The 17,157-nt window shown below is 75.2% G+C and carries 15 protein-coding genes and 3 tRNA genes; 12 read left to right on the top strand and 6 right to left on the bottom strand.

The features are described from left to right. Positions 1-23 precede the first annotated feature (23 nt). Positions 24-1,394 (bottom strand): hypothetical protein, encoded by a 1,371-nt coding sequence (locus tag C5N14_RS05895; RefSeq protein WP_117666243.1) that lies wholly within the window; start codon positions 1,392-1,394, stop codon positions 24-26. Positions 1,395-1,625: 231 nt separating this feature from the next. Here C5N14_RS05895 and C5N14_RS05900 point away from each other — a divergent pair, with 231 nt between their 5' ends. From C5N14_RS05900 to C5N14_RS05915, 4 genes are all read left to right on the top strand, one after another. Further along, positions 1,626-2,429: a fumarylacetoacetate hydrolase family protein gene (locus tag C5N14_RS05900; protein WP_117666245.1), complete on the top strand. Its 804-nt coding sequence runs from the start codon at positions 1,626-1,628 to the stop codon at positions 2,427-2,429. A gap of 126 nt (positions 2,430-2,555) precedes the next feature. Beyond that, positions 2,556-2,627 (top strand) — tRNA-Gln (locus C5N14_RS05905). Between the two features lie 130 nt (positions 2,628-2,757). After that, positions 2,758-2,830 (top strand) — tRNA-Glu (locus C5N14_RS05910). A gap of 222 nt (positions 2,831-3,052) precedes the next feature. Continuing rightward, positions 3,053-3,125 (top strand) — tRNA-Glu (locus C5N14_RS05915). A 98-nt stretch (positions 3,126-3,223) separates the two neighbouring features. On the opposite strand, the gene C5N14_RS05920 is transcribed toward C5N14_RS05915, so the two are convergent. Then, the gene (locus C5N14_RS05920; protein ID WP_091671614.1) at positions 3,224-3,910 is read right to left on the bottom strand and encodes an IclR family transcriptional regulator; all 687 of its coding nucleotides are present in this window, start codon (positions 3,908-3,910) and stop codon (positions 3,224-3,226) included. A 49-nt stretch (positions 3,911-3,959) separates the two neighbouring features. Here C5N14_RS05920 and leuC point away from each other — a divergent pair, with 49 nt between their 5' ends. The 4 genes from leuC to C5N14_RS05940 all read left to right on the top strand — a co-directional run bounded on the left by leuC (position 3,960) and on the right by C5N14_RS05940 (position 9,118). Next, the gene (gene leuC, locus C5N14_RS05925) at positions 3,960-5,402 is read left to right on the top strand and encodes a 3-isopropylmalate dehydratase large subunit (protein WP_117666247.1); all 1,443 of its coding nucleotides are present in this window, start codon (positions 3,960-3,962) and stop codon (positions 5,400-5,402) included. 17 nt (positions 5,403-5,419) lie between these two features. Further along, positions 5,420-6,007 (top strand): 3-isopropylmalate dehydratase small subunit, encoded by a 588-nt coding sequence (gene leuD / locus C5N14_RS05930; RefSeq protein WP_117666249.1) that lies wholly within the window; start codon positions 5,420-5,422, stop codon positions 6,005-6,007. 172 nt (positions 6,008-6,179) lie between these two features. Next, positions 6,180-6,932 (top strand): HU family DNA-binding protein, encoded by a 753-nt coding sequence (locus C5N14_RS05935; RefSeq protein WP_207892621.1) that lies wholly within the window; start codon positions 6,180-6,182, stop codon positions 6,930-6,932. A gap of 290 nt (positions 6,933-7,222) precedes the next feature. Further along, entirely contained in the window at positions 7,223-9,118 is a 1,896-nt protein-coding gene (locus C5N14_RS05940; protein ID WP_117666253.1) for an endonuclease/exonuclease/phosphatase family protein, read from the top strand. Positions 9,119-9,138: 20 nt separating this feature from the next. Here the strand turns inward: C5N14_RS05940 and C5N14_RS05945 are convergent, their stop codons facing one another. The 4 genes from C5N14_RS05945 to cofC are packed head-to-tail and all read right to left on the bottom strand — an operon-like array spanning position 9,139 to position 13,337. Next, positions 9,139-10,017: an NUDIX hydrolase gene (locus tag C5N14_RS05945; protein ID WP_117666255.1), complete on the bottom strand. Its 879-nt coding sequence runs from the start codon at positions 10,015-10,017 to the stop codon at positions 9,139-9,141. A 15-nt stretch (positions 10,018-10,032) separates the two neighbouring features. Continuing rightward, complete coding sequence (locus tag C5N14_RS05950; protein WP_371685800.1) at positions 10,033-12,396, bottom strand: RNA degradosome polyphosphate kinase; 2,364 nt, start codon at positions 12,394-12,396, stop codon at positions 10,033-10,035. A gap of 53 nt (positions 12,397-12,449) precedes the next feature. Continuing rightward, positions 12,450-12,647, bottom strand: coding sequence for a cold-shock protein (locus tag C5N14_RS05955; protein ID WP_117666257.1), 198 nt, complete (start codon positions 12,645-12,647; stop codon positions 12,450-12,452). Between the two features lie 36 nt (positions 12,648-12,683). Next, positions 12,684-13,337 (bottom strand): 2-phospho-L-lactate guanylyltransferase, encoded by a 654-nt coding sequence (gene cofC / locus C5N14_RS05960; RefSeq protein WP_207892622.1) that lies wholly within the window; start codon positions 13,335-13,337, stop codon positions 12,684-12,686. A gap of 123 nt (positions 13,338-13,460) precedes the next feature. On the opposite strand from cofC, the gene C5N14_RS05965 reads away from it, so the two are divergent. Genes C5N14_RS05965 through C5N14_RS05980 form a run of 4 tightly spaced genes read left to right on the top strand, consistent with a single transcriptional unit; the run spans position 13,461 to position 17,154 of the window. Continuing rightward, the gene (locus C5N14_RS05965; RefSeq protein WP_117666260.1) at positions 13,461-14,204 is read left to right on the top strand and encodes a 1-acyl-sn-glycerol-3-phosphate acyltransferase; all 744 of its coding nucleotides are present in this window, start codon (positions 13,461-13,463) and stop codon (positions 14,202-14,204) included. Then, positions 14,201-15,208, top strand: coding sequence for an NAD(P)H-dependent glycerol-3-phosphate dehydrogenase (locus C5N14_RS05970; RefSeq protein ID WP_117666262.1), 1,008 nt, complete (start codon positions 14,201-14,203; stop codon positions 15,206-15,208). The genes C5N14_RS05965 and C5N14_RS05970 overlap by 4 nt, the downstream gene beginning before the upstream one ends. A 7-nt stretch (positions 15,209-15,215) precedes the next feature. Beyond that, positions 15,216-16,331 (top strand): cystathionine gamma-lyase, encoded by a 1,116-nt coding sequence (locus C5N14_RS05975; RefSeq protein ID WP_117666264.1) that lies wholly within the window; start codon positions 15,216-15,218, stop codon positions 16,329-16,331. A 31-nt stretch (positions 16,332-16,362) separates the two neighbouring features. Next, positions 16,363-17,154, top strand: a complete 792-nt coding sequence (locus C5N14_RS05980) for a putative protein N(5)-glutamine methyltransferase (RefSeq protein WP_117666265.1) — start codon at positions 16,363-16,365, stop codon at positions 17,152-17,154. Positions 17,155-17,157: the final 3 nt, after the last annotated feature.

Here is a 17,157-nt window from a genome sequence, read left to right on the forward strand (position 1 = left end):
CCGCCCGCCCCCGCGGCCCCGGGTCAGGGCACGTCCACCCGGACCCCGGCGGAGAACACCCCGCTGCGCAGTTCGAGCTGCTTCGGCCGGGCCGGACCGTCGACCGTGAACACCAGCGGCAGCACCAGCCGGCTGCCCGCGGCGAGCGGCTGGGCGAACACGTCCCGCCCCTGGTTGGCCAGCCGGGTCGCGGTCTCGTCGGTGCTGACCCAGGTGCCGCCCGGCAGGTACGCCCGCTGCATCTGACCGTGCCAGGTCTGCTGCTGCGGGGTGACGTTGCGGACCCCGACGGTGGCCTGGCACTGCCCGCCGGCGAGCGGCGCGTTCGGGCAAACGACCCGGTAGACGGTGAACTCCAGCGCCTGCTCGCGCAGCGGTACGCCGACCACCCCCGTCGCGCTGCGTCCCACCCAGGCGCCGCTGGTCGGCTGCTTGGCCGTGTCGATGGCGGCCACCCGCCGGGTGGCGGTCAGCGTGGCGGCGAGGACCACCCCGGCCAGGAGCACCAGGGCCGCCCCCACCAGCAGCCAGACCGGGGGCCGGCGGCGGCGGGTCACGGCCGCCGGCGTGGCGGGCCGGGGGTACACCGTGCCCCGGTCGTCCGTCGCCGGCACGGTCGCCCCGACGGTCCCGGCCGGTGCGGCGGCCCCGGGCCGCCCGGCGCCGGAGCGCGCGTGCCGCTGCCACCACCACACCCCGCCGAGCCCGGCCAGGAGGACCACGGCCAGCGCGGCGAGCAGCACTGGGGGCCGACGCCACGGCGGGGCCGCGGTGGCCTGGGCCGCCGGCACCGCCAGCCCGCTCCAGGTCGCGGTCGCGCAGTCGTACGGCCGGCTGCCGTCGCTGGTGAAGGCGCAGGCCGGCGCGGTGAGCGGCCGGCCCGGCGCGGCGGCGGTGAGCGCGGTGTGCAGCGTGGTGGTGCTGCGGGCGGGCAGGTTGAGCTGCCAGGTCACCTCGGTGCTGGTCGCCGAGCGGGTGGCCCGCCCACCGGGGGTGATCCAGGTCGCGGACGTCCCGACCGGCAGCTCCTGGCGCACCGTGGTGGCCAGCGGCAGGCTCCCGGTGTTGCGGACCTGGACCTGGTAGCCCGGCGCGGGCGTGCCGGCCGGCGCCACCGCCACCGTCACCGGTGACGGCGCGCCCCGGGTCGGCACCACCACGGACGGCGAGACCAGCGGCGGCGGCGCGGGAGCCGCCGGCGTCGGCGCCGTCGCGGAGTCGGTGGGCGTCGGGGTCTCCGTCGGCGTGGCGACGGCCGCCGCCGGGCGGACCGCCGCTGCCGGCGTGGCCGCCGCCTCCGGGGCCGCCGTGGGCAGTGCCGGCACGGCGGCGAGAATGCCGAGGCAGTGTACGAACACTGCTAGGGCCCTGTGGTGTCGTGTCGTTGCAGGCATACGAACGAACCTCCGGTAGCCGACGCTAGGTGCGGCGGCACGTCGTGCGGGTACGAAGTGGCGAACCCGGCCCACGCCGGTGACGGACGACGTAGGGTGGCCGGCCCGGGGCCGTTCCGGGCCCCACCGCCCGCCGTCGCCGGGGCGTCCCCCGTGCGGCGCCGGCTGTCCGCGCCGCCCGTGGCGCGCGGCCGGCGCGGCCGGGCGCCGTCCCGGGGCTAGATTGGCCTGGTGCGTATCGCTCGTTTCGCTCATGCCAAGGGAATGTCGTTCGGGGTCGTCGAGGGCGAGTCGGAGGCAGGCCCGCAGGGCCTGACCATCGCCGAGATCGAGGGGCACCCGTTCGGCCAGATCCAGTTCAGCGGTGCCCGATGGGCGCTCTCCGACGTCCGGCTGCTCTCCCCGATCCTGCCCAGCAAGGTGGTCTGCGTGGGCCGCAACTACGCCGAGCACGCCGCCGAGCAGGGCAGCGAGGTGCCGAAGGAGCCGCTGCTCTTCCTCAAGCCGTCCACCTCGGTGATCGGCCCGCGCGACGCCATCCGGCTGCCGATCTTCTCCAAGCGGGTCGAGCACGAGGCCGAGCTGGCCGTGGTGATCGGCGCACCGGGCGCGCGGCGGGCCGACCGGGCAGCCGCCGAGCGGGCCATCTTCGGCTACACCTGCGCCAACGACGTGACCGCCCGGGATCTCCAGCGGTCCGACGGGCAGTGGACCCGGGCCAAGGGGTTCGACTCGTTCTGCCCCATCGGTCCCTGGATCACCACCGGCCTGGACGTCACCGACCTGGAGGTCCGGTGCGAGGTGGGCCGCAACCCGGAGGAGATGGAGGTGCGGCAGCTCGGCCGGACGCGGGACATGGTCTTCGACGTCCCGGCCCTGGTGTCGTACGTCTCGCACGTGATGACGCTGCTCCCCGGCGACGTGGTGCTCACCGGCACCCCGGCGGGGGTTAGCCCGCTCGTGGAGGGGGATACCGTCACCGTGCGTATCGAGGGGATCGGGGAGCTGACCAATCCGGTCGTCCCGGTCAGCTGACTCGTCGGGGGGCTCGCAACCGCAGCACAGCACGGGTTTCGGGTCCCCGATTTGGCCTGCCGGGGCCGGGAGGGTAGAGTTTCTCTCCGGTGCCGCAAGGTGCCGAACGGCACCGTGAGGTGCCAATGGGGTATGGGGTAATTGGCAGCCCAACTGATTCTGGTTCAGTTAGTCTAGGTTCGAGTCCTGGTACCCCAGCAACCGGTGGTCGCGAGAGCGCCGGTCGCTGGATGCGCTGGAGAGCGCTCCGGTAGCCCGCAAGGGGCCGGAAGGGATCTCTGGTAGAGTTCAGCGGCGTCGCCCGGTAGGGCGGCGCAGGGAAAGTTCTGGCCCCGTCGTCTAGTGGCCCAGGACGCCGCCCTCTCAAGGCGGTAGCGCCGGTTCGAATCCGGTCGGGGCTACAGTTCCGTTCAGCCCGTCTCACTCCGGTGAGGCGGGCTGTTTCGCGTACCTGGATCGTGCGCTCTGGGCCCGGTACGGGCCCGGCCGGCGAGGAAATCCGTGGCCGGGGCCGTGGTGGCGGGCGGTCTGCGCGACAGCCCACCCCCGGCGTGCCCCGCGCGGGGCACGCCGCTAGACTACAGCGGCGCCGCCCGGCAGGGCGGCGATGCAGGGAAAGTTCTGGCCCCGTCGTCTAGCGGCCCAGGACGCCGCCCTCTCAAGGCGGTAGCGCCGGTTCGAATCCGGTCGGGGCTACAGTCCCACTCGGCCCGTCTCACCAAGTGAGGCGGGCCGTCCCCATTCCCACCCCACCCCCCGCCGTCCCGCGAGGGGGTGGGGTGGGAATGGGTGGGTTAGAGGCCGGAGAGGCGTTGGCCGGCTCTGACCACGGCCATGGCGTGGCGTTCGCCGGGGCGGCGGCCGAGGCGTTCGATCGGGCCGGAGATGCTGATCGAGGCGATCACCCGGCCGGTGCGGTCGCGGATCGGGGCCGAGACGCTCGCCACACCCGCCTCCCGCTCGGCGACGCTCTGCGCCCAGCCGCGCCGGCGCACCTCGGCCAGGGTGCGGCCGGTGAACTTCGACCGGGGCAGCAGCGGCATCACCGCCTCCGGTGGCTCCCAGGCCAGCAGGATCTGCGCCGCCGAACCCGCGGTCATCGGCAGCACCGAGCCCACCGGCACGGTGTCCCGCAGGCCGCTGGCCCGCTCGGCGGCGGCCACGCAGATCCGCTCGTCGGCGCGGCGCAGGTAGAGCTGGGCGCTCTCCCCGGTGGCGTCGCGCAGCGCGGCCAGCAGCGGCTCCGCCGCCGTCAGCAGCACGTCCGGCGCGGCGTTGGCGAGCTCACCGAGGCGGGGGCCGGGGCGCCAGCGGCCCTGGGTGTCCCGGACCAGCATCCGGTGGATCTCCAGCGCCTGCGCCAGCCGGTGCGCGGTGGCCCGGGGCAGCTTGGTGCGTTCAACGAGTTCGGCCAGGCTGGCGCCGTCGACACAGGCGGCCAGGATGACCACCGCCTTGTCGAGAACGCCGACACCGCTCATACTGTGTCCCACAAGCCGAAATTTACCTCCCAGAATTTAGGATGTCCAGATGGTGGGAGTCACTCAACCGAGGACCCTGGCCGAGAAGGTCTGGGACACGCACGTCGTCCGGTCCGCCGAGGGCGAACCGGACCTGCTCTACATCGACCTGCACCTGCTGCACGAGGTGACCAGCCCGCAGGCCTTCGACGGGCTGCGGCTCGCCGGCCGCCCCGTGCGGCGCACCGACCTCACGCTCGCGACCGAGGACCACAACACCCCGACGGGGTACGCGGATCCGGCGTTCCAGCAGCGACGCGGCGATCTGCTCACGATCGCGGACCCCACCTCCCGCACCCAGATCGAGACGCTGCGCCGCAACTGCGCCGAGTTTGGTGTCCGGCTGCACCCGCTCGGCGACGCGAACCAGGGCATCGTGCACGTCATCGGCCCGCAGCTCGGCGTCACCCAGCCCGGCATGACGATCGTCTGTGGCGATTCGCACACCGCCACCCACGGCGCCTTCGGAGCCCTCGCGTTCGGCATCGGCACCAGCGAGGTCGAGCACGTGCTGGCCACCCAGACGCTGCCGCAGGCCCGCCCGAAGACGATGGCCGTGAACGTCACCGGCCAGCTCGGCCCCGGCGTCACCGCCAAGGATTTGGTGCTCGCCCTGATCGCCCAGGTCGGCACCGGCGGCGGTCGGGGGCACATCGTGGAGTACCGGGGCGAGGCGATCCGCGCGCTGTCCATGGAGGGGCGGATGACCGTCGCCAACATGTCCATCGAGTGGGGCGCCAAGGCTGGCATGATCGCGCCGGACGAGACCACGTTCGCGTACCTCAAGGGGCGGCCGAACGCGCCCCAGGGGGCCGACTGGGACGCGGCCGTCGACCACTGGCGGACCCTGCCCACCGACGAGGGGGCGACCTTCGACGCCGAGGTGACCCTCGACGCGAGCCGGATCACCCCGTTCGTCACCTGGGGCACCAACCCCGGGCAGGGCGCCCCGCTGGGCGCGGCCGTGCCGGACCCGGAGGAGTTCGGCACCGACTCCGAGCGCGCCGCCGCCCGCCGGGCCCTGGAGTACATGGACCTCACGCCCGGCACCCCGCTGCGCGACCTCTCCGTCGACGTGGTCTTCGTCGGCTCCTGCACCAACGGGCGGCTGGAGGACCTCCGCGCCGCCGCCGACGTGCTGCGCGGGCAGAAGGTCGCCGGCGGCGTACGGATGCTCGTGGTCCCCGGCTCCGCCGCCGTCCGCGAGGCCGCCGAGGCCGAGGGGCTGGACAAGGTGTTCACCGACGCCGGGGCCGAGTGGCGGTTCGCCGGCTGCTCGATGTGCCTGGGCATGAACCCGGACACGCTCGCCCCGGGCGAGCGTTCCGCCTCGACCTCCAACCGCAACTTCGAGGGCCGCCAGGGCCGGGGCGGACGCACCCACCTGGTGTCGCCGCCGGTCGCCGCCGCCACCGCCGTGGTCGGCCGGCTGGCCGCCCCCGCCGACCTGTAGAAGGGCAGCCGCGACAGATGGACAAGTTCACCGTGCACACCGGCACCGCCGTGCCGCTGCGCCGTTCCAATGTGGACACCGACCAGATCATCCCCGCCGTGTACCTCAAGCGGGTGACCCGGACCGGTTTTGCCGACGGGCTGTTCAGCGCGTGGCGGGAGGACCCGTCATTCGTGCTGAACGATTCCGTACATTCGGGCGCGTCGATTCTTGTGGCCGGCCCCGAGTTCGGTACGGGGTCGTCCCGGGAGCACGCCGTCTGGGCCCTGCGGGACTGGGGGTTCCGGGCGGTGATCTCGCCCCGGTTCGGCGACATCTTCCGCGGCAACGCCCTCAAGGAGGGTCTGCTGCCGGTCGAGTTGGAATTGAAAGCCGTCGAGGAATTGTGGCGCCTCGTCGAGTCCGACCCGACCACCGCTGTCACCGTCGACCTGGCCTCCCGAGAGGTCCGGGCCGCTGGCGCCGCCTGGCCCTTCCCCCTCGACGACTTCAGCCGGTGGCGGCTGATGGAGGGGTTGGATGACATTGGACTCACCCTCCGCCATGAGTCCGACATCACCGTGTACGAGGGCGGCCGGCTGCCGTTCCTGCCCTCCGTGGCATAGCCGTTCGCCCGATCCGCCATCGGTTTCCGCCCCCACCGGCCCGCCCGGTGGGGGCGAATCCGTTACGACACAAGGGCTTTTTTCCGCCGAATGTTTGTGTCCAGGCAGCACAGGGCATACCGTGCGCGCAGAATGGCTCGCGTCGAGTCAGTTGCACAATCGGGAGGAAGTCGTGAACAAGGCCGAGCTCATCGAGGCGCTCGCCGTTCGCCTGGGGGACCGGAAGACGGCGACGGCCGCGCTCGACGCGGTCCTCGCTGAGGTCCAGGCGGCGGTCACCAAGGGCGAGAAGGTGGCGATCACCGGATTCGGAGCGTTCGAGAAGCGCGCCCGGGGAGCCCGAACAGCGCGCAACCCGCGGACCGGCGAGGCGGTGAAGGTCAAGAAGACATCCGTCCCGACCTTCCGGCCCGGCGCCGGGTTCAAGGAGATGGTGGCCAGCGGCAAGGTGCCGAAGGCCACGGCGGCGGCGAAGAAGACCGCCACGGCCGCCACCAAGGCCGCCACCGCCAAGGCGACCACCGCCAAGGCGGCCGGGGCGAAGGCGACCACTGCCAAGGCGGCGGGTGCCAAGGCGGCCGGGGCGAAGGCCACCACTGCCAAGGCCACCACCGCCAAGGCGACCACTGCCAAGGCGACCACCGCCAAGGCGGCCGGGGCGAAGGCGACCACTGCCAAGGCGGCGGGTGCCAAGGCGGCCGGGGCGAAGGCCACCGCCGCCACCAAGAAGGCCGCCCCGGCGAAGGCGACCAGGGCGACGGCGACCAAGACCGCCACCAAGAAGGCCGCTCCCGCGAAGAAGACCGCGGCGGCGACCAAGTCGACCGCGGCGAAGAAGACCACCGCGGCGGCGACCAGGAGCACGGCGGCGAAGAAGGCGCCGGCGAAGAAGTCACCGGCCAAGAAAGCGGCCAGCAAGCGCTGACCGGCCGAGACCGCAGGAAGGGGCGCCGACCGCACCGGTTGGCGCCCCTTCCTGGTGTCGCCCGCCGCGCGGTCGGCGTCGGTTCCTCACGTCGCCCGCCCGTGCCGGTGGCAGCCCGCCTCGGGTCGCCCGCCGCCGCGGCTCGGTGACGGGTCTGGGGCGGTTCGGTCCGTTGGCCGGTGCGGGCCCGAGAGCTGGGCCGACGCGGCGGGGCCACGGACGGGCGTTGACCGACGCCGGACGGCGCGCGCAGAATCGCCGGACCCCCGCCGGTCGGCGAAAGGCAGCCCGTGCGCTACCGCCACCTCAGCACCGCCACCCTCGCCCTGGGCGTCGTCGTCCTGACCGACGTGCTGCGGGTCTTCCTCCCGTCGGTCATCACCATCTTCGGGCAGGCCGCCGCCACCCCCGCCGAACTGCTGGGAGCGTTCGCGCTCGGCTGGTTCGTGCTCGCCCTGGCCTTTCCCCCGCTGGTCCGCCGGCTCGGGGCCCGCCCGGTCGTCCTCGCCGCCGCCGTGCTGCTGGCCGGCGCCCGGCTCGCCCTCACCGCCGCTCCGGGCGGCCGGACCCAGCTCTGGCTGGCCACCGCCGGCCTCGTCGCCGGGCTGCTCTGGCTCGCCGGCCGCGCCGCCAGCACTGACCGCCCGGTGCCCGGGCTGGCGCTCGGACTGGCCGTCGCCGCGGTGGCGCACGGGGCACTCGGCACGTACGACCTGGTCTGGCGGGGTGGCTGGGCCGGGTGGGCCGGCAGCGTCGCCCTCGTGGCGCTGTTCCTGGCCGGGACGGCCCGCCCGGCGCCACCGGCCGAACCGGGCGGCGCCCGCGCCTGGCTACTCGCCGGCCCGGCGCTGCTGCTGGCCGGCCTGGTGGCGCTCTCCCCGGCGGTGACGTGGGCCGCGTCGTCCTACCGGCGCGGCCCCGCCGACGGGCTCGCCGGCTCGCCGGACGCCGGTGCGGTGCCTGTCCTGTTCAGCCTGGCCGTCGCCCTCTTCCTGTTCACCGCGCTGGCCCGGCCGCCCCGCGGGTACCCGCGGCTGGGCGGCCCGCTGGCGCTGCTGGCCGGTGCGGCGCTGTTCGCCGCCGGTGAGCCCGGCTGGCTGGGACCGGCGGTCCTGCTGACCGCCGCCGGCACCGGGGCCTGCCTCGGCCTCGCCGGGGCGGCTCCGGCCGGCGCTCCGGGCCGGCCCGACCGGTCGGCTCTCGCGGCGGTGCTGGGCATGCTGCTCTTCGCCGTCGCCGCCGTCGGCTACTACGCCGCCTACGACCTGGGCTACCCCAACGCGGCGGTGCCGGTCGCCGTGGCCGGCTTCGTCGCCGTCGTGGCGCTCACCGGTGGGCCCGGGGGTGAGGCGGCGCAGCCGCCGGCGTCCCGGGCGTGGGCGGTGCGGACCGCCGCGGCCTCGGCCCTGCTCGCCCTCGTGGCGACGAACCTGTCGTCCACCGAGGTCGTGCCGGTCCGCTCCGGCGGGCCGGCGGCGGGCGTCCGGGTGGTGGCGTACAACGTCCGGATGGGATTCGGCCTGGACGGACGGTTCGACCCGGACGAACTGGCCCGGGTGGCCGCCGCCGAACATCCCGACGTGGTGGTGCTCGGCGAGGTCGACCGGGGCTGGCTGCTCAACGGCGGCCACGACGTCCTCGGCCTGCTCGCGGCGCGGCTGCGCATGTCGTACGTCTTCGCGCCCGCCGCCGACCCGGTGTGGGGCGACGCGGTGCTCAGCCGGTACCCCGTGTCGTCGGCCCGGACCGTGGCGCTGGCGGCCCTCGGCGCGCCCACCGGCGCCCAGGCGCTCGGCGTCACCGTCGACATCGGCGGCGTCCCGCTCGCGGTGGTCGCCACCCACCTGCAACCGCCACCCGGCCGGGAACCGGTGGCACAGGCCCGCGCGGTGGCGGCGTTCGCCCTGGGGTACGCCGCCGGCCGGCCGCTCGTCGTGGCCGGCGACCTGAACACCGAGCCGGGCGCCCCGGCGTACGCGGAGTTCATCCGGGCCGGGCTGGTGGACGCGCTCGCCGCGGCCCGTCCCCTGCCGACCAGCCCCGCCGACGATCCGCGCGAGCAGATCGACCACGTCCTGGTCTCGCCGGGGCTGGTGGCCGCCGACCCGGTGGCGCCGCGCAGCACCGCCAGCGACCACCTGCCGGTCGCGGTGACCCTCGTCCTGCGGCCCGCACCGGCCGGCTGACCGCCCCGCCGGCCCCCTGGCTACAGGCGGTCGGCGGCGAGGAGGCGGTCGGCGGCGAAGGCGAGCAGCCAGCCGCCGCCCTTCGCGGTGGTGAAGTCGTCGGCCCGGCCGGTGAGGCGTGCCAGTGCCTCGGGGATCACCTTGCCCTGGCTGCACACCCCGGCGGCGGATCCCGTGGCGGCCAGCTCGGTCAGGCAGGCCGCCGCGGCCAGCGCCTGCTCGTGGAGGTCCTGGCCGGGCTGCGGCTCGTCGAGGTCGCCGGCCACCTCGATCGGCAGGTCCAGCAGGACCGCCGCCGGGTCCAGGGTCTGCACGCAGCGGCGGGCCGAGGCCGACAGCAGCCGGACCGGGCGGACCAGGGCCACCAGGGGCGCCAGGGCGTGCGCCTGTGCCCAGCCGGTGTCGTCCAGCGGGCGGCCGGCGTCCGGGCCGGACCAGGTGCCGCGGTGGCCGGCGTGGGCGTGTCGGACCAGCGCCACGGTCGCGGTGACCGGCGGCAGGGCGGCGAACGCGGCCAGCACCTCGGCGTCGTGCGGGTAGCTGACCAGGCGCGCCGCCTCCCCGGCGGGGAGCCAGCGGATCTCGTCGACCTCGGTGTCGGGCTGGAAGCCGCCGTCGCCGACCGCCCGCATCGACCAGTAGTCGACGGTCTTCGGCCGGCCCTCGCTGCGGTACCGCATGGTGGGCAGCCGGACCTGCGGCACCGCCCGCACGTCGGCCTCCTCGGCGACCTCCCGGACGGCGGCCGACAGCGGGTGCTCGCCCGGCTCCAGCTTGCCCTTGGGCAGCGACCAGTCGCCGTATCGGGGACGGTGCACCAGGCAGACCAGCACGTCGCCCCCGGCGGGGCGCCAGACGACCCCGCCCGCCGCCCGGATCATTTGGTCCCGCTCCGACATCCGCTCAGCCTAGGCTCAACCGGCGGTGCCACCGACGCGGCGCAGCAGCAGGTCCTGCAGATGGGTCAGCGGGGCGTCCGGCGTTCCCGTCCGCCGGGTCCAGGAGCCGTTCCCGGCCAGCTCGAACGCCTCCACGTCGGGGCTGAACGCCGCGACCAGCACGTGGTCCAGCTCGGCCCGGGCCACCGGGTCGCTCACCTGCACCAGCGCCTCCACCCGGCGGTCCAGGTTGCGGTGCATCAGGTCGGCCGAGCCCATCCAGAACTCGGCGGCCCCGTTGTTGCCGAACCGGAAGATCCGGGAGTGCTCCAGGAACCGGCCGAGGATCGACCGGACCCGGATGTTGTCCGACAGCCCCGGCACCCCCGGGCGCAGGGTGCACATGCCCCGGATCAGCAGGTCGACGTGCACCCCGGCCCGGGACGCCCGGTAGAGCGCGTCGGTGACCTCCTCGTCGACCAGCGAGTTCACCTTGAACTGCACCAGCCCGGGCATGCCGAGGCGGACGTGGGCGATCTCCCGTTCGATCCGCTCGACGAGCCCCCGCCGGATCCCCTGCGGGGCCACCAGCAGCCGCCGGTACGCGGTCTGCCGGCTGTAGCCGGTGAGCACGTTGAACAGGTCGGTGAGGTCGGCGCCGATCTCCGGGTCGGCCGTCAACATGCCGAAGTCCTCGTACAGCCGGGCGGTCTTCGGGTGGTAGTTGCCGGTGCCGATGTGGCAGTAGCGGCGGATCTGGTTGCCCTCCTGGCGTACCACCAGGGCGGTCTTGCAGTGCGTCTTGAGGCCGACCAGGCCGTACACCACGTGGCAGCCGGCGCGTTCCAGCGTGCGCGCCCAGCCGATGTTGGCCACCTCGTCGAACCGTGCCTTCAGCTCCACCAGCACCACCACCTGCTTGCCGGCGGCGGCGGCGTCGACCAGCGCGTCGACGATCGGGGAGTCGCCGCTGGTCCGGTAGAGGGTCTGCTTGATGGCCAGCACGTCCGGGTCGGCGGCGGCCTGCTCGACGAAGCGCTGCACGCTGGTCGCGAACGAGTGGTACGGGTGGTGGACCAGCACGTCCCCGTCGCGCAGGGTGGCGAAGACGCTGCGCGGCACCTCGCCCTCGGTGAGCCGGGGGTGGGTGGCCGGCACGAACGGCGGATCCTTCAGATCGGGGCGGTCGGCGTCGCCGTAGAGCTGCCACAGCGCGGACAGATCGAGCAGGCCGCGGACCCGCAGCACGTCGTGGCCGTCCATGTCCAGCTCGCGGACCAGCAGCTCCAGCATGTGGTCGGAGATCGAGGCGGCCACCTCCAGCCGTACCGGCGGGCCGAACCGGCGGCGGGCCAGCTCCCGCTCCAGGGCCTGGAGCAGGTCCTCGTCGCGGTCCTCGTCGACCTCCACCTCCGCGTTGCGGGTGACCCGGAACAGGTGGCACTCGACCACCTGCATGCCGGAGAAGAGCTGCCCCAGGTGCACCGAGATCAGCTCCTCGACCGGGAGCACCCGCACCCCGGGGGAGTCCCGGGCGACCCGGACGAACCGGGGCACGTTGTTCGGCACCTTGACCCGGGCGAACAGCTCCGAGCCGCCGTCGGGGTCGCGGACGGCGACGGCCAGGTTCAACGACCGCCCGGAGATGTACGGGAACGGGTGCGCCGGGTCGACCGCGAGCGGGGTGAGCACCGGGAAGACGTGTTCGCGGAAGTAGGTGCGCAGCCGCTCCCGCTCGGGCGCGTCCAGGTCCGACCAGCGCAGGATCCGGATGTCCTCGGCGGCGAGCTTCGGCAGCACGTCGTCGACGAAGCAGGCGGCGTGCCGGCCGACCAGGTCGGCGGTCCGCTCGGTGATCAGCTCAAGCTGGGTGCGCAGCGGCAGCCGGTCCCCGCCGCGCACCGGCAGCCCCGCCGACAGGCGGCGCTTGAGCCCGGCCACCCGGACCATGTAGAACTCGTCGAGGTTGCTGGCGAAGATGGCCAGGAACTTCGCCCGCTCCAGCAGCGGGGTGGCCGGGTCCTCGGCCAGGGTCAGCACCCGGGCGTTGAAGTCGAGCCAGGACAGCTCCCGGTTGAGGAACCGGTCCTCGGGCAGCGGCTCGGGCCGCGCCGGCTCGTCGTCGGGTTCGGGCCCGGGCCGCACCGCCGGCGTGGGCTGCTCCACGGGCGCGTCGAGCACCTCCTCCAGCCCGGCGGAGGCCGACGCGGCGGCAGGGCCGGACGCCGCCGGCTCGTCCTCGGCGGTCTCGCGGGCCCGGAAGCGGCCGTCGACGCCGCGCCGGGGGGACCCGTTGCGGGCGGGCGCCGGGTCGCCGGTCTCCCGTTCACCGATGGGGCGGTCGTCGACGGGTCGATGGTCGGTGGACGGGCCGGTGGGGTGCTCGCGAGGGGTGCTCACCCGCTCATGATGTCCCGGAACGGGTTAACGCAAAATGAACTTGGGCGGGTAGCTCAGGGCATCGTCGGCAACGTCACCCGGACGATCTCCCCGGCGCCGTCGGTCTCGACCCGGACCCGCTGGCCCAGCCGCAGCAGCCGCAGCCCGGAGGCGTCGAACGCCCGGGCCGGGAAGGCCAACTCGGTGCCGTCGTCGAGGAGCAGCACGCCGCTGCGCGTCGCCGCGTCGTAGGTGGCCACCGTGCCCTGCATGGCAGCACCGTACACCCCGCGCCGGGGCCGGGCGGGTCAGCCCGGACGGGCGGCCGGCCGGCCGACGCCGGCCAGGGCGGCGGTGCGCGGCCCGAGCCCCAGCCGGGCGGCGGCGGCCAGGTCGGCGGCGGTGTCGACGTCCCGGCGCAGGGTCGGCCAGGCACCGGTCAGCGGCAGCGCGCCGTCGGCCAGGTGGGCCGCCGCCGAGCCGACCCCGAACCGGGGGGCCAGCGGCACGCCGGGCGGCGCGGCGAGCAGCACGGTGCCGGTGCCCGGGGCGTCGGCCACGAACCGGCGTACCCCCGCCGGCCCGGCGGCGACCGCGTGCAGCGCGGCGGCCAGCTCGGCCGGGCGCAGCGCCGGCAGGTCCGCGGTGAGCCCGGCCACCCACGCCCCGCCGGCGGTGGCGACCGCGGCGCCCAGCCGGAAGGCGGCGTTCAGGCCGGCGCCGGGCGGGTCCGGCACCGCCCGCGCGCCCGCCGCGTCGGCCACCGCCGCCACCCTCGGATCGTCGGTGACCACCACCACGTCGGCCACCGCCGGGCACGCCCGTACCGCGGCGACCGTGTCGGCCGCCAGGGCCAGCGCCAGCTCCTCGTGGGGTACGGCGGGCAGCGCCCCGCGCAGCCGGCTCTTCGCCACGCCGAGGCGCTTCACCGGTACCACCACAGTCCAGGTCCGCTGCCGCACGGCACAATCCTGCCAGTCGGGCGGCGGTACCCTCACTGGCCGTACCCGGGGCGAGCAGGCATGATTTCGCTGCGGGCGACGCGCGGCGGTGCGGTGTGCGGGTCGGGGCCAGGAGGAGGCAGGGTGACACGGCGCAGGCTGGGATTCTGGCGACGGTTCGCCGTGGTGCTGGTGAAGCCCGTGATGACGGTCTGGACCCGGCGCACCTGGCGGGGCATGGAGCAACTGCGCCGCGACGGCGGGATCATCATCGTGCCGAACCACCTGTCGCACGCCGACCCGCTGGTCTCCGCGCACTTCGTCTACGACGCGGGGCGCTGGCCGCAGTTCCTCGGCAAGGCCAGCGTGTTCCGGGTGCCGGTGGTCGGCTGGATCCTGCACCGGTGCCGGCAGATTCCGGTGGAGCGCGGCACGGTGGACGCGGTCAAGTCGCTGGACTCCCTGGTCGCCGCGCTGGCCGAGGGGGGCGCGGTGGTGATCTACCCGGAGGGGACCACCACCCGTGAGCCGGAGCTGTGGCCGATGCGGGGCAAGACCGGCGCCGCCCGGCTGGCGCTGGCCACCGGGGCCCCGGTGATCCCCGTTGCCATGTGGGGCCCGGAGCGGATCTTCGACCCCCGGACCAACCGGCTGAGCCTGCGGCCCCGCATCCCGGTGACCGTGGTCGCCGGGCCACCGGTCGACCTGGACCGGTGGGCCGGCTCGACGCCCAGCAAAGCCATCCTGGAAGAGATGACGGACGCCATCATGATCCGCCTACGCGACCAGCTCGCCGAGATCCGTGGCGGGACGCCGCCCCCGCTCTGGGAACGGCCGGCCCGCCCCGCCGCCGCCCGCTCCCGGCAGGACGAGGGGGATGCGGCATGACCGGGCACGTGGCCGTGCTGGGGGCCGGCTCCTGGGGAACGGCGTTCGCCAAGATCCTCGCCGACGCCGGGCGGGACGTGACGATCTGGGCCCGTCGCCGGCCCGTCGCCGAGGCGATCCGGCGGGACCGGCGCAACCCGGAGTACCTGCCGCAGGCGCGGCTGCCCGAGCGGGTCACCGGGACCGCGGACGCCGCCGAGGCGATCACCGGCGCGGAGATCGTGGTGCTGGCCGTCCCGTCGCAGACGCTGCGCGGCAACCTCGCCGAGTGGACCGGCGACCTGCACCCGGACTCGACGCTGGTGTCGCTGATGAAGGGGATCGAGCTGGGCACCACCCGGCGGATGAGCGAGGTGATCGTGGAGACCGCCGGGGTCACCCCGGACCGGGTGGTGGTGGTCTCCGGCCCGAACCTCGCCCCCGAGATCGCCGCCGAGCAGCCCGCCGCCACCGTGGTCGCCGGCACCGACGACCGCCGCGCCCAGCTCGTCCAGTCGTCGATCCGGACGCCGTACTTCCGGCCGTACACCAACGACGACGTGATCGGCTGCGAACTGGGCGGGGCCGTGAAGAACGTGATCGCCCTCGCGTACGGCATCGCCACCGCCATGGGCTTCGGGGACAACACCCGGGCGATGCTGATGACCCGGGGGCTGGCCGAGACCGCCCGGCTCGGGGTGGCGCTCGGCGCGGACCCGATCACCTTCGCCGGGCTGGCCGGGATGGGTGACCTGGTGGCGTCCTGCTCGTCGCCGCTGGCCCGCAACCGGACCTTCGGCGAGCACCTGGGCCGGGGGGAGACCCTGGAGCAGGCCCAGGCGGCCACCCGGCAGACCGCCGAGGGCGTGAAGAGCTGCCTGGCCATCCGGGACCTGGCCCGGTCGCACGGGGTGGAGATGCCGATCACCGAGCAGATCGAGCGGATCTGTCACGAGGGGATGGACCCGCGGCTCGCGGTGGACGCGCTGATGAGCCGGACCGCCAAGCCCGAGTCGTACGAGTGAGGCCCGGATGAACGCGCCGACCAGCGACGGCGACGGCACCCGGTGCGTCCGGGCCGGCCTGCCGGAGCCCGTGCCGGGGGACCCGTTCCTGCCCGGCCCGGTACTGGCCGCCCCGTACCACCTCGATCCGTGGCGGGGGCCGGCGGCCAGCCCGAACGGCTACGGCCGGCCGGACAACCCGACCCGGCGGCTGCTGGAGGCGGCGATCGGCGAGCTGGAGGGCGGTGACGTCCGGGTCTTCGCCAGCGGTCAGGCGGCGATCACCGGCCTGCTGCTGGCGCTGCTGCGTCCCGGTGACACCGTGCTGCTGCCCGCCGACGGGTACTTCCCGGTAAGGGCGTTCGCCACCGACACCCTCGCCGGGATCGGCGTGCGGGTGCTCTTCGCGCCGACCGCCGGGCCGTACCCGTCGTTCGGCGGGGTCCGGCTGGCGCTGCTGGAGACCCCGGCGAACCCCGGCCTGGACGTCGCCGACGTGGCCGCGCTGGCCCGGGACGCGCACGCCGCCGGCACCCTCGTCGCGGTCGACAACACGACCGCCACGCCGCTCGGCCAGCGCCCGCTCGACCTCGGCGCGGACCTGGTGGTCGCCTCCGGCACCAAGGCGCTGACCGGGCACTCGGACCTGCTGCTCGGCTACGTCGCCAGCCGTACGCCGGAGCTGCTCGACCCGGTCACCGCCTGGCGCACCGTCACCGGCGCGGTGCCCGGGGCGTTCGACGCGTGGCTGGCGCACCGTTCGCTGGCCACGCTCGACCTGCGGCTGGCCCGGCAGTCCGCCAACGCCGAGGCGCTGGCCCGGCTGCTCGCCGGCCGCCCCGACGTGACCGGCCTGCGCTGGCCGGGCCTTCCCGGGGACCCCGCGTACCCGGTGGCGGCGGCGCAGATGCGCCGGCTGCCCGGGGTGCTCTCGTTCGACCTGGGCGACGCCGAGCGGGTCGGCCGGTTCGTCGACGCGGCCCGGCTGGTGGCCGCGGCCACCTCGTTCGGCGGCCTGCACACCACGGCGGACCGCCGGGCCCAGTGGGGCGACGACACCGCCCCCGGCTTCGTCCGGCTCTCCTGCGGGGTGGAGGACACCGCCGACCTGCTCGCCGACGTCACCACCGCCCTCGACGCCTGAGCCGCCGACGAGCGTTTCCCGGAGGCTGCGCATGACGTCCATCGAGTTCCACCCCGACCGTCCCGCCCTCGTGTCCCGGCTGCGCGCCGCCGGCTGCGTCTTCGCCGAGGAGGAGGCGGAACTGCTCATCGCCGCCGCCGACTCGGCCGGGCGGCTCACCGACCTGGTCGACCGGCGGGTCGCCGGCCTGCCGCTGGAGCACCTGCTCGGCTGGGCCGAGTTCTGCGGCCTGCGGATCGGCGTCGACCCCGGCGTGTTCGTGCCACGGGCGCGTACCGCGCTGCTGGTGTCGGCCGCTGCGGCGGTCACCCGACCCGGCGCGGCGGTGCTCGACCTGTGCTGCGGGTCCGGCGCGGCCGCGCTGGTGCTCGCCGGGCGGCTCACCCCCCGCTGGCTGGCCGCCGCCGACCTGGATCCGGCGGCCGTGGCCTGCGCCCGGCGCAACCTCGCCCACCTCGGCGTGCCGGTCTACCAGGGCGACCTGTTCGAGCCGTTGCCGGTGCGGTGGCGGGGCGAACTCGACCTGATCGTGGCCAACGCCCCGTACGTGCCGACGGACGCGGTGACGCTGATGCCGCCCGAGGCGCGGCTGCACGAGGCCCCGGTGGCGCTCGACGGCGGCTCCGACGGGCTGACCGTGCTGCGCCGGGTGGCCGAGGCGGCGGCGGACTGGCTCGCCCCGGGCGGGCACCTCGTCGTGGAGGTGTCCGCCGGCCAGGTCGACGCGTTGCGCGCGACGCTGACCGGACTGGGCCTGGAGCCGGCCGTGGTGCACGACGACGACCTCGACGCCACCGCGATGACCGCTCGTCGTCCGGGCTGACCC

This window comes from Micromonospora sp. MW-13 (assembly GCF_003434305.1).
In the GTDB taxonomy this organism is placed as follows: Bacteria; Actinomycetota; Actinomycetes; order Mycobacteriales; family Micromonosporaceae; genus Micromonospora.

Bases quoted from the DNA above. Each gene is read 5' to 3' on its own strand.
- C5N14_RS05895 (WP_117666243.1), bottom strand. From the start codon at position 1,394: ATGCCTGCAACGACACGACACCACAGGGCCCTAGCAGTGTTCGTACAC.
- C5N14_RS05920 (WP_091671614.1), bottom strand. From the start codon at position 3,910: ATGAGCGGTGTCGGCGTTCTCGACAAGGCGGTGGTCATCCTGGCCGCC.
- leuC (WP_117666247.1), top strand. From the start codon at position 3,960: ATGGTGGGAGTCACTCAACCGAGGACCCTGGCCGAGAAGGTCTGGGAC.
- leuD (WP_117666249.1), top strand. From the start codon at position 5,420: ATGGACAAGTTCACCGTGCACACCGGCACCGCCGTGCCGCTGCGCCGT.
- C5N14_RS05945 (WP_117666255.1), bottom strand. From the start codon at position 10,017: ATGTCGGAGCGGGACCAAATGATCCGGGCGGCGGGCGGGGTCGTCTGG.
- C5N14_RS05955 (WP_117666257.1), bottom strand. From the start codon at position 12,647: ATGCAGGGCACGGTGGCCACCTACGACGCGGCGACGCGCAGCGGCGTG.
- C5N14_RS05970 (WP_117666262.1), top strand. From the start codon at position 14,201: ATGACCGGGCACGTGGCCGTGCTGGGGGCCGGCTCCTGGGGAACGGCG.
- C5N14_RS05975 (WP_117666264.1), top strand. From the start codon at position 15,216: ATGAACGCGCCGACCAGCGACGGCGACGGCACCCGGTGCGTCCGGGCC.
- C5N14_RS05980 (WP_117666265.1), top strand. From the start codon at position 16,363: ATGACGTCCATCGAGTTCCACCCCGACCGTCCCGCCCTCGTGTCCCGG.